We start from the raw sequence: 13,784 nt of genomic DNA on the forward strand, positions 1-13,784 counted from the left end.
CGCATCAAGCCTTACAGAAAAGAGAAAACCATGACCATCGTGGTGGGATACGTCCCGACCCCCGAGGGTGAAGCAGCCCTGACGCAGGCCATCGCCGAAGCCCGGAAGAACAACACGAGGCTCCTGGTCATCAACTCGTCCAAGGGCGACGCCCTGGTGGACAACCGCTACGCCCAGGAGCCGGAGATCCAGAGCATCGAGGACCGGCTGGCCACCCAGGGCATCGACCACGTGATCAAGCAGCCGGTCCGTGGCCACGATGCCGCCGCTGAAGTCCTGGACGCCGCGGAGGAGAACAACGCCGAGCTGATCGTGATCGGGCTGCGGCGCCGCACACCGGTGGGCAAACTCATCATGGGCAGCGTGTCCCAGCGGATCCTGCTGGAAGCCGACTGCCCCGTCCTGGCCGTAAAGGCCTAGCTGGACTGAAGCTGTCCCTGCGGCGCCTGCACCCCAGGCGCCTGCCTGGCCGGCCGGGCGCTTGCTGGACGTGCGCGGAACAGTTCCTGGCGCTGGCGCCCCAGGCCTTCAACCTCAACCTCCACCACGTCCCCCGGCTGCAGGTAAGGGAAGCGGCCGCTGAGCGCAACACCTTCTGGAGTCCCGGTGATGATCACATCGCCGGGCTCCAGCCGCATGTACTGGCTGCAGTGATGCACCAGAGTGGCGACGTCGAAGATCAGCCCGGCGGTGGACGAGTCCTGCCGGGGTTCACCGTTCACCAGGCTGCGCAGGGGCAGGTTGCCGGCGTCGATCTGCTCCGCCGGAACCAGCCACGGGCCCAGGGGCGTTGAACCGGGCATGGATTTGCCCTTGGTCCACTGGCCGGCCGCACCGGGAATCTGGTATTCACGCTCAGAGAAGTCGTTGGCAGTGACGTATCCGGCGATGCAGTCCCGGGCCGCCTCCACGGACTCCAGGTAGCTGGCCTCCCGGCCGATCACAATGCCCAACTCCACCTCCCAGTCGTACTGGGTGGAATGCGGCGGAACCGGGGCAGGGTCAAAGGGACCTGTGACGGTGTTTGTCGGCTTCAGGAACACGACCGGAATCTCAGGTGGTGCCGAGCCGGACTCCGCCGCGTGCGCGGCGTAGTTCATGCCGATGCCCACTACCGCACCCGGACGCGCCACCGGAGCGCCCACCCGCAGCCGGGCGGCTCCCTCAAGAACCGGCAGGGTGCCGGCATCGAGGGCTTCCCGCACCTTCGCAAGGCCGCCGCCGGCGAGGAAGGCGCCGTTAACGTCGCCGGTCAGGGGCAGCAGGCTGAAGTACTCTTCCCCTCCGTCGGCGGACCGTGCCAGAACGGCCGGCTGTTCCTTGCCGATGTCTCCGAGGCGCATGATCTTCATACAGGATGTCCTTCTCTCCGCAGTCCGGCCGCAATCCGGTTGATGATGGCTTACCACCATGGTGTCCGAGCCGGACGGGACTTCGCCAGCGCGCCGATTGTGACTGCGCCTGCGGGGGCAGGTTCACGGAAGTTTGGAACGCCTGCCGGCTCCTTCCTCTTCGACGCACAAACAAAAGTTCCCGCCCTGCAGCACGCAGGGCGGGAACTTTTGGTTGTATTGCCTAAGCTGTCAGCCGCGGCGCACCTGAACGCCGTCGGACTTCAAAAAGAGTTGCTTCTCGGCGGGACCAGAGGGCACAAGCCACAAAACGTTGCCGCTCTGGGAGACTTCCTCCACCTCCCCGGTGGCCACCACATGCGCCTGCTTGATGATCTCGACGCGTTCCCCGGCCCGGAGGGTCCTCCAGTCGGAAACAGCGGCGGAATGGGCATTGCGCCTCGATAAGACTGCCCCACGTGCTTTCATTTGAACTTCTACCCCTTTGTATATGTTCTTCCGCCACAGCCTCTTTGATGTGACTTTCACTACATCTTCAGTTCTACTACACTCCCCGCCCGCCCGATGACCGTGTCGGCGTAAATTTCACCAGGCGGACGGTTAGTGATGCGGTTCCGAAGATTCTTCTTCCTTACGCCAGTGAGCCGACGGCGGATTCGGCCGCCCGGCGCACCTCACCTGCTGCGACGAACTGGTCAGCCGCTTCGAGTTCGGGCGACAGGAACCGGTCCGTCCCCGGCCCGTCCACCACTGCGCGGAGGGCAGCGACGACGGCAGTGCCCGCCGGTCCCGGAGTCAGCACACCGCCCGAGAGCTGCGTGCGGATGTCCAGCGCCCGCGCCGAGGTCACCAGTTCGATGGCCAGGACGCGGCGCAGGTTCTCCACTGCCTTGCGCAGTTTGCGCGCCGCGTGCCAGCCCATGGACACATGGTCTTCCTGCATGGCCGAACTTGGGATGGAGTCCACGGACGCCGGAACGGCCAGCCGTTTGTTGTCGGACACAAGCCCTGCCTGGGTGTACTGGGCAATCATCAGGCCCGAATCCACTCCGGGGTCAGCGGCAAGGAAGGCGGGAAGGCCGTGGGAACGCGCCGGATCCAGCATCCGGTCCGTCCGCCGCTCGGCGATTGAGCTCAGGTCGGCAACGGCGATCGCCAGGAAGTCCAGGACGTAGGCCACGGGGGCTCCATGGAAGTTGCCGTTGGAGCTCACCCGCCCGTCCGGCAGGACCACCGGGTTGTCGATGGCCGCGGCCAGTTCGCGCGATGCCACCAGGGCAGCGTGGTCCAGCGTGTCCCTGACCGCGCCGGCCACCTGCGGTGCACAGCGGAGCGAGTAGGCGTCCTGCACCCGCGAGTCCCCCACCTTGTGGGAGGCCACGATGGGCGAATCGGACAGCACGCGCAGCATGTTGTCCGCGCTGGCCGCCTGTCCCGGGTGGGGACGGAGGGCGGCGTGCAGCTCGGGCAGGAACACCTGGTCGGTGCCCAGCAGGGCCTCGACGCTGAGCGCGGCGGTGATGTCCGCCGTCGTCAGCAGCTGGCGAAGGTCGGCAATGGCCATCAGGAGCATGCCCAGCATGCCCTCGGTGCCGTTGACCAGGGCCAAGCCTTCCTTCTCGGCGAGGGTGACGGGTCCGATGCCGTGATCGGCGAGCAGCTCCGCTACGGTGCGCTGACCTGCGGCGCCCACCAATTCGCCGTCGGGCCCTTCCGCCTGGCCCTCGCCCATCAGGACCAGGGCGCAGTGGGACAGCGGGGCGAGGTCCCCGGAGCAGCCCAGCGACCCGAACTCGCGGACCACGGGGGTGATGCCGGCGTTGAGGACGTCCACCATGGTCTGCAGGACCACGGGGCGGACGCCGGTGCGGCCGGACGCGAGGGTCTTGGCGCGCAGGAACATGATGCCGCGCACCACTTCGCGTTCCACCGCCGGGCCCATGCCCGCGGCGTGGCTGCGGATCAGGCTCTTCTGGAGCTGGGTGCGCAGTTCGTTGGGGATGTGGCGGTTGGCGAGGGCGCCGAAGCCGGTGGAGATGCCGTACGCCGGGACGTCGCTGGAGGCGAGGTCGTCGATGTGGGCGCGCACCTTGGCGACCGTTTCGAGCGCTTCCGCAGAGAGTGCCACCTTGGCGTTGTGGCGTGCGACGGCGACAACGTCCCCGGGCGTGACGCCGGCGGAGCCGAGGGTGACGGTCAGCGGTTCGTGGGTTGTAAGAGTCACTTGTGGTTCCTACTTCTCGTTCATGGGGATGCGGACGCCGCGTTCTTTGGCGACGTCGAGGGCGCGGTCGTAGCCGGCGTCGGCGTGGCGGATGACGCCCATGCCGGGGTCGTTGGTGAGGAGGCGTTCGAGTTTCTGTGCGGCGAGGTCGGTGCCGTCGGCGACCGAAACCTGGCCGGCGTGGATGGACCGGCCGATGCCGACGCCGCCGCCGTGGTGCAGCGAGACCCAGGTGGCGCCGGAGGCGGTGTTGAGCAGGGCGTTGAGCATGGGCCAGTCGGCGATGGCGTCCGAGCCGTCGGCCATGGCCTCGGTTTCGCGGTACGGGGAGGCTACGGAGCCCGAGTCCAGGTGGTCGCGGCCGATCACGATGGGCGCCTTGACCTTGCCTTCCTTCACGAGCCGGTTGAACAGCAGCCCGGCCTTGGCCCGTTCGCCGTAGCCGAGCCAGCAGATGCGTGCCGGCAGGCCTTCGAACTCGACCCGGTCCTGGGCGGCGTCGATCCAGCGGTGCAGGTGCTTGTTCTCGGGGAACAGTTCCTTGATGGCCTCGTCGGTGACGCGGATGTCTTCGGGGTCCCCGGACAGGGCCACCCAGCGGAACGGGCCCAGGCCCTCGCAGAACAGCGGACGGATGTAGGCCGGAACGAAGCCGGGGAACTCGAACGCCCGGGTGTAGCCGCCCTTGCGTGCTTCGTCGCGGATGGAGTTGCCGTAGTCGAAGACCTCGGCGCCGGCGTCCTGGAACTCCACCATCGCCTGCACGTGCCGGGCCATGGAGGCCTGGGCCTTCTTGGTGAAGCCCTCGGGGTCGGCTTCGGCCTCGCGGTGCCACTCGGCCACCGTGATGCCTTCGGGCAGGTAGGACAGCGGATCGTGGGCGGAGGTCTGGTCGGTGACGATGTCCACGGTGAGTTCCCCGGCCTGGTGGCGGCGCAGGATCTCGGGGAACACCTCGGCGGCGTTGCCCACGTAGCCCACGGACCAGCCGCGGCGCTCTTCCTTGGCCGCCAGGACCTTGGCGATGGCGGCGTCGAGGTCGGTTTCCACCTCATCGAGGTACCGCTTGCCGGCGCGGCGGCGCAGGCGGGTCTCGTCGACGTCGACAATCAGGCAGGCGCCCTCGTTCAGGGTGACGGCCAGCGGCTGCGCGCCGCCCATGCCGCCGCAGCCACCGGTCAAGGTGAGGGTTCCTGCCAGGGTGCCGTTCTCATCGCCGGTGAGCTTGCGCGCGATCGCGGCGAACGTTTCGAAGGTGCCCTGCAGGATGCCCTGGGTGCCGATGTAGATCCAGGACCCCGCGGTCATCTGCCCGTACATCATCAGGCCTTCGGCCTCCAGACGGCGGAACTCGGGCCAGGTGGCCCAGTCGCCCACGAGGTTGGAGTTGGCCAGCAGCACCCGCGGGGCCCACTCGTTAGTGCGGAACACACCCACAGGCTTGCCGGACTGGACCAGGAGGGTCTCGTCCTTCTCCATGGTTTCCAGGGTGCGGGTGATCGCGTCGAAAGCGGCCCAGGAACGGACGGCCCGGCCAGTGCCGCCGTAGACCACCAGGTCATCCGGACGCTCAGCCACCTCGGGGTCCAGGTTGTTCATCAGCATCCGCAGCGGCGCTTCGGTCTGCCACGACTTGGCAGTGAGCTCCGTGCCCCGGGCAGCTTTGACCGGGCGGGCACCGGTGGTGAAATCGGCGGGTGCCATGATGGCTCCTTTTCGTTGTGTCTGTTATTTCAAAGAAGTTCTGTATCAACTAAAGCCCTTGGCGGCGGGCCTTTACAGTGGTTTCGGGAGGGTGCTGTCCGGTATTCCAGACGCTTCCAGCCCTCCAGTTGCCCCGTCGCTTTTGGCTGCCAAAACCCCCGGTTGCGACCAAAGGTGATGGGGAAAAGTGAGGAGGCGCTACTTGACCGGGCGGCCGTGGAGCCGGAGCGACAGTTCGTCGGCGACCTTCTGGACCCGGCCGGCCAGCACCGGCCATTCCTCCACGGGCAACTTGTCCTCGAGGAAGGTCACGGCCACTGCCGCCGTCGGCCATCCCAAGTGATCCGTGACGGCGGCGGCGATGGAGCCGAAACCCGGGGTCACTTCGCCGTGTTCAGTGGCATAGCCGCGCTGCCGGACCTGGTCCAGGTGGGAGGACAGTGCGGAGTACTTCATGATGGCGCCCTCCACCTCGTGCCGGGCCGTGAAGGCGGCGGCATTAGGGTACAGGGCGCGCACCTGGGACTTGGGCAGCGCGGCGAGGATGGCCCGCCCGCTGGCGGTGAGGTGGCTGGGGAGCCGGACGCCGACGTCGGTCACCAGGGACGGCCGGTTCTTGGCCCGTTCCTCGACGATGTAGAGCACGTCGCGGCCATGCAGCACGGCCAGGTGGGCACTCTCGCCGAGGGCGTCGACGAGGCTTGCGAGCAGGGGCCGGCCGAGCCGGGACAGCGGCTCCTGACGCGAGTAGGCAGAACTGAGCTCGAATGCACTGATGCCGAGCCCGTACCGCTGCTCCTCATGCAGGTGGAGGACAAAGCCGTTCGCCTCCATCACGCCGAGCAGGTGGTAGACGCTGGACCGGGGCAGGCCCAGGGTGGAAGCAATCTGCGACGCCGCCATCGGCCCCCGCCTCGACGCGAGCAGCTTGAGGATGCGGAGCGTGTTTTCCGCAGCGGGCACCTTCGATGCCATCTTCGAGGCCGCTTTTGATTCGACGCCGGCCTGCGGCACTGCTTCCGTAGCTAACACCGGAGCCTCCTTCGTATTTCGCTCTGCATCTCATTGCTATCCGGGATCCCGTACTTAAGCTTGCGCCCTCCTCCGGCTCGCAAACTTCATCCAAACACGCCTGCTGTCTGGAATACGAGACATACACGCACGCCCCCGGACCTACTGCCCAGCCGCGGCAAGACCGTTATTGGGTAGAGTCCCGCTATGGACGAAAAAGAGACGCTGCACCGCTACCTCCGGGCCAGGCGTGACGACCTGCTCGGCAAACTGGACGGCCTAGGCGAGTACGACGTCCGCCGGCCGCTTACGCCCACGGGAACCAACCTGCTGGGCTTGGTCAAACATGTGGCCAGCGTGGAGGTGGACTATTTCGGCGTGGTGTTCGGCCGCCCCAGCGGACGACACCTTCCCTGGCTGGACGAGGCCGCTGTTCCGGATGCGGACATGTGGGCGACCGCTGACGAGTCCCGTGAGGACATCATCGAGCTGCACCGCTTCGCCGCTGCGCACAGCGACGCGACCATCGAAGCATTGCCCGCCGACGCCCCCGGAGTGGTCCCGTGGTGGCCGGAGGACCGGCGCGACGTCACCCTGCACCAGATCCTGGTCCACATGGTTGCCGAGCGTTCCCATCACCTGGGCCACGCAGACATCCTGCGTGAACTCATCGACGGCAGTGCCGGGCAGCGCCCGGGTGATCCGAACCTCACCAGGCGCAGCGCCGAAGAATGGGCGGCCCACCGCGCCGCCATCGAAGCTGCGGCGAGGCAGGCATGATTTCGATCAGATCCTGACGACAACCTTGCCGCGCGCCCGCCCTTCGCGGAGGTACCGCATGGCGGCCGGCGCTTCGGCAAGGGGAAAGACCTTGTCCACCGCGGGCCTGACGCTGCCGGCTTCCATCAGCGACGCCAGGGCCTCGAGATCCAGGTGCGTTTCCTTGGCGACGAGCCCCTTGAACTTCCGGCGGGCAAACAAGGAGGCCAGCGGCGCACCAAGGGACCGCTGAAACCCGCCGGTCAGTTTGCCGCCGCTTTCGCCGCCAATGATCACCAGGGTGCCCTTGGGGAAGAGCAGCCGGCGCAGGAGGGACAGCGGCCGGTTGCCGGCTGTGTCAAGGATGACGTCGTACAGCTTCCCGACGTCCGCAATATCGGTTGTGGTGTAGTCGATGACGGCATCCGCCCCGAGGGAACGCACCAGCTCCACCTTGCCGGTGCTGCAAACGCCTGTCACCTCTGCGCCGAAGGCCTTGGCGAGCTGGACCGCGAAGGACCCCACTCCCCCGCCCGCGCCCAGGATCAGCACCTTCTGGCCGACCGTGACCTGGCCCGCGTCGCGGACAGCCTGCAGGGCGGTGACACCGGAGATCGGCGCAGCCGCCGCTTCTTCGAAGGACAGGCCGGCGGGCTTGCGGGCCACCTTGTCCTCCTTGGCACAGGCATACTCGGCAAAGGACCCGTCGCAGGTTCCAAACACCTCGTCTCCGGGAGCAATGCGGGCCGCTCCACGGCCGACTGCTTCCACAACACCGGCCACTTCCCGGCCCCGGACGGGGACTTTCGGCTTCTTCAGCCCGTAGCCAAAAAGCCGGACGAGGTACGGCAGCCCGGTCATCAGGTGCCACACACCCTGGTCGACGCCGGCCGCCCGCACGCGGATCAGCACCTCGCCGTCGCGGGGCTCAGGCCGGGCAATTTCCCGTAGCTCCAGCACGTCCGCCGATCCGTAAACGTCCTGCACGATCGCTTTCACCATGATCTCCTTATGGGGCTGGTACGGGAGCGCAACGTCACGCAGCTCATCCGCCCGGTTACCGGCGGCCCCTCAAAGTAAGGAAAAGCCGGGGTCGAGTCAAGGGTTCTTCAGGCGCGGACCGGAAAAGCACACAAATCAGCGCCTCGTCTGGAATCAAAGACACCAAGCCCCCGTGAGGCTCATCACGTCAGCCGCGGAAGTGGTCTGCTGGTTACCGGCCCCCTCCCAAAGACGAGAAGGTATTTGTATGCAACAAGCACCAAGCCCCACCCGGAACGAAAGTGCCGCCGGAAATCAGAAGCCGGCTGCCGCCGTCGGAAGCGTCCTGAACCGGGGGCTGAACGTGCGCCACATCCGGTTCATGGCCCTCGGCTCGGCAATCGGCACCGGCCTCTTCTACGGTTCAGCCTCCGCAATCCAGAAGGCCGGCCCGGCCGTACTGCTGGCCTACATCATCGGCGGCGCGGCAGTTTTTATGGTGATGCGCGCGCTCGGTGAAATGGCCGTCCGGCACCCGGTGTCCGGCTCCTTCGGCCAGTACGCCAGCCGCTATCTCGGCCCGCTGGCCGGCTTCATCACCGGCTGGACCTACGTGTTTGAAATGGCCATCGTGGCTATCGCCGATGTCACAGCGTTCAGTATCTACATGGGCTTCTGGTTCCCCCAAGTGGAGCGCTGGGTCTGGATCCTGGCGATCATCTTCTTCCTGGCCGCCCTGAACCTGCTGAGCGTGAAGGTCTTCGGCGAACTCGAATTCTGGTTCTCGCTTATCAAGGTGGCGGCCATCATCGCCATGATCGCCGGCGGCGCCGCCATTATCGTCTTCGGCTTCCAGGCTGCCGGTACAACTGTCGCGCCAGGCCTGGGCAACCTCGTGGAGCACGGCGGATTCCTCCCGTTCGGCTTCGAAGGACTGCTCGCATCCTTCGCCGTGGTGATGTTCGCCTTCGGCGGGATCGAGACCCTCGGCATCACCGCGGGCGAGGCAGCCGACCCCAAGAAGGTCATCCCCAAGGCAGTCAACACCGTCCCCGTCCGCGTCCTGCTGTTCTACGTCCTCACCCTGGGCGTGCTCATGAGCCTCTTCCCGTGGAACGAGATCGGCAGCAACGGCAGCCCCTTCGTCCAGATTTTCAGCGGGCTGGGCATCCCCGCCGCCCCGCATATCCTGAACGCCGTGGTGATCACCGCCGCACTCTCCGCCATCAACAGCGACATCTTCGGCGCGGGCCGCATCCTCTTCGGGCTCTCCCGCCAAGGTCACGCCCCGGCTGCTTTCGGCAAGGTGTCCCGGCATGGGGTGCCGTGGATGACGGTAGTGATGATGGCGGGCATCCTCCTGGTGGGCGTGGTCCTGAACGCAGTCATTCCCGAGGACGTCTTTATCCTCATCGCATCCATCGCGACGTTCGCCACCGTCTGGGTCTGGGTGATGATCCTTGCTTCGCATGTGGCCATGAAGCGGGAAATCGCGCGCAGCGGCCTGCCGGCGTCGGAATTCCCTTCGCCGTGGTGGCCTGCCGCGTCGGTCCTCACCATCGCCTTCATGGCGTTGGTGATCGCCGTCCTCGGCGCCTTCGAAGACACCCGCATCGCCTTGTATGTTGGCGGCGCCTGGCTTGCGCTCCTCGTCCTTGCGTACCGCTTATGGATCAAGGGTGACGGACGACGGCGGGCCGAACTTGTGGACGAAACGTCGCCGCTGCCGGTGGTCACCACCGCTGTTTCCACCGGCAGCTAAGCATCGACCCCCTGCCGGGGCCAGGGCTATCATCAGGCATGGTTCCGTTCCCCAACGTCCTGGCGTTTGCCCTGACCTCGCTGGTCCTCATCGCCATCCCCGGCCCCAGCGTGCTGTTTGTCATCGGCCGTTCGCTCGCCCTCGGACGCAAGGGCGGACTCCTGAGTGTGCTGGGCAACGCCCTGGGGATGGTGCCGCAGATCATCGCCGTGGCCCTTGGGGTTGGTGTAGTCCTGGCACAGTCGTTGGTGCTGTTCACCATCATCAAAATCGCCGGGGCAGCCTACCTGGTGTACCTCGGCATCCAGGCGATCCGGCACCGGGGCGGAACGACGGCGGCGGCCGGCCCGGTGCCGCCGTCGTCCACCTGGCGCATGGTGCGGGAGGGTTTCCTGGTGGGTGCCACGAACCCCAAGACGATCGTGTTCTTTGTGGCGGTGCTCCCCCAGTTCGTTGACTATGCGGCAGGCAGCATTCCGCTTCAACTCGCGTTGCTGGGTGTCATTTTCCTGGTGATAGCACTTGTTTCGGACAGCATCTGGGCCCTGGCCGCGGGCACCGCCCGGCACTGGTTCGCCCGCTCCCCGAAGCGCATCGCCAGCCTCAGCGCCGCAGGCGGAGTCATGATGATCGGCCTCGGCGGAACACTGGCACTGACGGGCAGCAAGTCCTAAGTGCCCTCGTCACCGCTGCGCCGCGGCCGCCCCGGTGGCGGCCAGCATGTCGGTGAATGTCGCCGTCAGCATCCTGTCGATCAACGGGCCGGTGAAGCGGCCGATGACGCCGCCCCGGGGAACATACCGGTAGTTGAAGGTGGCCAGAGTCCCGTTGCCGTCCTGCTCGAGCCTGAGCGAGGAGGCGGCCCGCTTGAACGGCACCAACGCACTCGGCTGGTTCCCGGTATCGATCCGGCGGCCTTCCTCCCAGACGGTGACGGTCTCCTCCATGCTGCCTATCGGCTTCAGGTCCACGTGACGGCGGGCGCCCACGCCGCTGGTCTGGTCACCGATAGCTCTCGTGGCCCTCAAGCCACTCCAATGGTTCCCGAGGTTCGGGAAGTCCGCGTAGAGCGCCCATACCGAACCCGTGGACGCCGCCATGCGGCGTTGCACCATGATGTGACGTTCCGGCATGATCATCACTCCAAGCGTTCGGCTGCCTGCAGGGTAACGCGCTGCTCCGCCTATCATCACGCCGGTGGATGCAGCGGCGCAATGCGGTTGGACCGCCGGCTTCGGTCCTGGTTGGCCTGCAGGCAAGGCCGGGCAACCAGGACCGTTCCGTCAAGCTTCGACCGTCAGGCTTCGACGACGCCCGAGCGTACAGCTTCAGCCAATGAAGTGGCCGGCCGCCCGATCAGCTTGCGCAGGTCACCGGTGCTGACCAAGAGGTCGCCGCGGGCGATGCCAAGATCGGAATCGGCGAGGATGTCCGCGAATGCTTCCGGTACTCCGAAGCCGGCCAGCATTCCGGCATATTCCTGCGCCGGAAGGTCCTGGTAGGAAATGTGCTTTCCTGCGGCAGCGCTGATCTCTGCGGCAAGCTCCGCCATGGTGAACGGCTCGTCGCCACCCAGCTCGTAGATCCTGCCCGCCTGGCCGTCGGCAACCAGGACAGCGGCAGCGGCGTGGGCGTAGTCGGCCCGGGCAGCGGCGCTGACCCGGCCTTCCCCGGCGCTTCCCGCGATGGCACCCTGGGCAAGAGTGCCGGGCAGCTGGTCCATGTAGTTCTCGAGGTACCAGCCGTTGCGCAGAAGGACGAAAGGAACGCCGGATTCCCGCAGGATGGCTTCCGTGGCCTGGTGCTCGGCGGCCAGCTTCATCCCAGTGGTGTCCGCGTTGGCGATACTCGTGTAGGCGAGCAGTTCAACGCCCTCCGCCTTCGCGGCGTCAATCACGGTACGGTGCTGCTCCACCCGCCGGCCCACCTCGCTGCCTGAAATGAGCAGGACCTTGGAGGCACCCTTCAGCGCCTCAGCCACGGAGGCGGGATCACCGTAGTCCATGCCCTTTACCTGGACGCCGCGCTCCGCGAAGTCCGCAAGCTTTTCAAGCGAGCGCCCGGTGGCCACGATCTCCTGTGCGGGAACATTGCGCTCCAGCAGTGCCTCGATCACGTGACGGCCAAGCTGGCCGGTTGCGCCGGTAACAACGATGCTCATGAATCTTCCTTCCGTAGGGGTTGTTCATGGGACACAACCACCGGGCTGCGAGGATACTTCCCGAAAGAGAGTACGCACTTTGAGGTAAGGTACTGACATGAAAGTAAGTACCGCCGCTCCTGCGCACGCCGAACTCCTCCCCGCAGCGCTTGCCGACGGCGTTTTCCCTGCCGGGTGCCCCAGCCGGACGGTACTGGACCACATCACCAGCAAGTGGGGCCTGCTGATCCTGCTGGCCTTGTCGGAGGGTGAGCAGCGCTGGAGTGAACTGCGCCGGCGGGCCGAAGGTATCAGCGAGAAAATGCTTGCGCAGACCCTCAAGACCCTTGAGCGCGACGGCCTGGTCAGCCGGAAAGCCCAACCCGTCATTCCGCCGCGGGTGGACTACAGCCTCACCGAACGCGGCTACGAACTGAGCGCACTGCTGGTTCCGCTGGCTGCCTGGGCATTCGAGAACGCGGAAGAGATCGTTAACGGCCAGCGCTGACGGGCAAGAATCACGTGGGCACTTAGCACAAACAGCAGGTATGCCCGCCTGTCAAAAGCGAGTACATGTTACTGGTGTGACTGGTGTGAATAGCGCATAGCTTTGGCGTAAGGTGCCGACCGGAATAGGAGGGCCGCCCTCTGCTGGGAGCGTTCCGGTTAACTGCACCGCCAGTGGGTGGCTGCACTGCCGCCCGCAAGGAGTTGGTACGCATGGTGAAGACTGCAGTTTCCGACCCGGCCGGCCTGGGCCAGCCCATCAGCCTTGCCACGGCGGCCGGGAGAGCGTGGGACCGCGTAGTGGCCGCCTTCAATCCACGGTCCCCCTACAGGATCGGGGACGCAGTGGTGGCTGATGATCCCTTCAACGGCCGGCGCGAGGGCGTGGTCATCTCGCAACGAAGAACGGCGGTGGGCGTGCACACGGCCCATGGTGTCTTCTTCTATGACCACCGGCAGCTAAGGCAGCTGGACTGAGTTTTTGTCCAGATATGCAGGGCTGGAGAGCGGAAAAATCTGCATATCTGGACAAAAACTCCAGGGGGACGGAGATGCCCTAGCGGGCCGACCAGCCGCCGTCCATGGTGTAGCTGGCGCCGGTGACCATGCCGGCGTGGTCGGAGGCAAGCCACGCAACCAGTGACGCGACCTCCTCGGGCTCCACCAGGCGCTTGATGGCAGATTCGGTGAGCATCACCTTGGCGAGCACCTCGGATTCCGGAATACCGTGCACCTGCGCCTGGTCCGCGATCTGCTTCTCCACGAGGGCGGTCCGGACGTAGCCGGGGTTGATGCAGTTGGACGTAACCCCGTGGTCGCCGCCCTCGAGTGCCGTTACCTTGCTCAGCCCTTCCAGGCCATGCTTGGCGGAGACATAAGCACTTTTGAACGGCGAAGCCCGGATCCCGTGCACGGACGAGAGGTTGATGATGCGCCCGAACCCGTTGGTGTACATGTGCGGCAGGGCCGCCCGGATCAGCAGGAACGGTGCCTCCAGCATGAGGGCGATGATCCGGCGGAACTGCACCGGGTCAAACTCCTCGATGGGGCTGATGCGCTGGATCCCGGCGTTGTTCACCAGGATGTCGCAGTCCAGGCTCAGGGTGGCGAGCGAGTCCACGTCCAGCAGGTCTACGGTCCAGGAGGTGCCCCCCACCTCGTCGGCGAGCGCGGCGGCTCCGGCGGAGTCGACGTCGGCCACCACCACTTTCGCTCCGCGTGCGGCCAGTTCGCGGACGCACGCGGCGCCGATCCCGCTGGCTCCGCCGGTGACCAGGGCCTTGCGGCCGATCAAAGTGTTGTCCATTGCAGTTCCCTTACCCTCGTCCATCAGACTATCCAGCT

At 66.2% G+C, this 13,784-nt stretch carries 15 protein-coding genes; 6 read left to right on the forward strand and 9 right to left on the reverse strand.

All coding sequences use genetic code 11. The annotated features are described in order from the left end of the window. The first annotated feature begins 30 nt into the window (after positions 1 to 30). A complete protein-coding gene (locus tag AC3A4Z_RS12065) occupies positions 31 to 420 on the forward strand; it encodes a universal stress protein (protein ID WP_498711747.1) in 390 nt (129 codons plus the stop codon). Here the strand turns inward: AC3A4Z_RS12065 and AC3A4Z_RS12070 are convergent. From AC3A4Z_RS12070 to AC3A4Z_RS12090, 5 genes are all read right to left on the reverse strand, one after another. Continuing rightward, a complete protein-coding gene (locus AC3A4Z_RS12070) occupies positions 417 to 1,352 on the reverse strand; it encodes a fumarylacetoacetate hydrolase family protein (RefSeq protein WP_498711748.1) in 936 nt (311 codons plus the stop codon). The two genes, AC3A4Z_RS12065 and AC3A4Z_RS12070, sit on opposite strands and share 4 nt — an antisense overlap. A 231-nt stretch (positions 1,353 to 1,583) precedes the next feature. Beyond that, on the reverse strand, positions 1,584 to 1,820 hold the full coding sequence (locus tag AC3A4Z_RS12075; protein WP_493971743.1) for a hypothetical protein: 237 nt from the start codon (positions 1,818 to 1,820) through the stop codon (positions 1,584 to 1,586). A gap of 163 nt (positions 1,821 to 1,983) precedes the next feature. Beyond that, complete coding sequence (gene hutH, locus AC3A4Z_RS12080; protein WP_498711749.1) at positions 1,984 to 3,576, reverse strand: histidine ammonia-lyase; 1,593 nt, start codon at positions 3,574 to 3,576, stop codon at positions 1,984 to 1,986. A 9-nt stretch (positions 3,577 to 3,585) separates the two neighbouring features. Further along, positions 3,586 to 5,280: a urocanate hydratase gene (gene hutU / locus AC3A4Z_RS12085; protein ID WP_498711750.1), complete on the reverse strand. Its 1,695-nt coding sequence runs from the start codon at positions 5,278 to 5,280 to the stop codon at positions 3,586 to 3,588. Between the two features lie 198 nt (positions 5,281 to 5,478). After that, positions 5,479 to 6,255 carry an IclR family transcriptional regulator gene (locus AC3A4Z_RS12090; RefSeq protein ID WP_455836708.1) on the reverse strand — a complete coding sequence of 259 codons (777 nt, stop codon included), beginning with the start codon at positions 6,253 to 6,255 and terminating at the stop codon, positions 5,479 to 5,481. 243 nt (positions 6,256 to 6,498) lie between these two features. On the opposite strand from AC3A4Z_RS12090, the gene AC3A4Z_RS12095 reads away from it, so the two are divergent. Then, a complete protein-coding gene (locus AC3A4Z_RS12095) occupies positions 6,499 to 7,071 on the forward strand; it encodes a DinB family protein (protein ID WP_498711751.1) in 573 nt (190 codons plus the stop codon). Positions 7,072 to 7,077: 6 nt separating this feature from the next. Here AC3A4Z_RS12095 and AC3A4Z_RS12100 read toward each other — a convergent pair whose 3' ends face one another. Then, entirely contained in the window at positions 7,078 to 8,052 is a 975-nt protein-coding gene (locus tag AC3A4Z_RS12100; RefSeq protein WP_498711752.1) for an NAD(P)-dependent alcohol dehydrogenase, read from the reverse strand. Positions 8,053 to 8,299: 247 nt separating this feature from the next. On the opposite strand from AC3A4Z_RS12100, the gene AC3A4Z_RS12105 reads away from it, so the two are divergent. Further along, positions 8,300 to 9,793, forward strand: coding sequence for an amino acid permease (locus AC3A4Z_RS12105; protein WP_498711753.1), 1,494 nt, complete (start codon positions 8,300 to 8,302; stop codon positions 9,791 to 9,793). A 38-nt stretch (positions 9,794 to 9,831) separates the two neighbouring features. Further along, a complete protein-coding gene (locus AC3A4Z_RS12110) occupies positions 9,832 to 10,467 on the forward strand; it encodes a LysE family translocator (RefSeq protein ID WP_498711754.1) in 636 nt (211 codons plus the stop codon). A 9-nt stretch (positions 10,468 to 10,476) separates the two neighbouring features. Here AC3A4Z_RS12110 and AC3A4Z_RS12115 read toward each other — a convergent pair whose 3' ends face one another. Next, positions 10,477 to 10,908 carry an SRPBCC family protein gene (locus AC3A4Z_RS12115; RefSeq protein WP_498711755.1) on the reverse strand — a complete coding sequence of 144 codons (432 nt, stop codon included), beginning with the start codon at positions 10,906 to 10,908 and terminating at the stop codon, positions 10,477 to 10,479. A 182-nt stretch (positions 10,909 to 11,090) separates the two neighbouring features. Beyond that, the gene (locus tag AC3A4Z_RS12120; RefSeq protein WP_498711756.1) at positions 11,091 to 11,954 is read right to left on the reverse strand and encodes an SDR family oxidoreductase; all 864 of its coding nucleotides are present in this window, start codon (positions 11,952 to 11,954) and stop codon (positions 11,091 to 11,093) included. A 97-nt stretch (positions 11,955 to 12,051) separates the two neighbouring features. On the opposite strand from AC3A4Z_RS12120, the gene AC3A4Z_RS12125 reads away from it, so the two are divergent. Further along, the gene (locus AC3A4Z_RS12125; protein WP_493971733.1) at positions 12,052 to 12,441 is read left to right on the forward strand and encodes a winged helix-turn-helix transcriptional regulator; all 390 of its coding nucleotides are present in this window, start codon (positions 12,052 to 12,054) and stop codon (positions 12,439 to 12,441) included. A gap of 212 nt (positions 12,442 to 12,653) precedes the next feature. After that, on the forward strand, positions 12,654 to 12,917 hold the full coding sequence (locus tag AC3A4Z_RS12130) for a hypothetical protein (RefSeq protein ID WP_498711757.1): 264 nt from the start codon (positions 12,654 to 12,656) through the stop codon (positions 12,915 to 12,917). Between the two features lie 79 nt (positions 12,918 to 12,996). Here AC3A4Z_RS12130 and AC3A4Z_RS12135 read toward each other — a convergent pair whose 3' ends face one another. Next, positions 12,997 to 13,746 (reverse strand): 3-hydroxybutyrate dehydrogenase, encoded by a 750-nt coding sequence (locus AC3A4Z_RS12135; RefSeq protein WP_498711758.1) that lies wholly within the window; start codon positions 13,744 to 13,746, stop codon positions 12,997 to 12,999. Between the last annotated feature and the right edge of the window lie 38 nt (positions 13,747 to 13,784).

It is taken from the genome of Arthrobacter sp. Soil_C_49, from assembly GCF_057656635.1.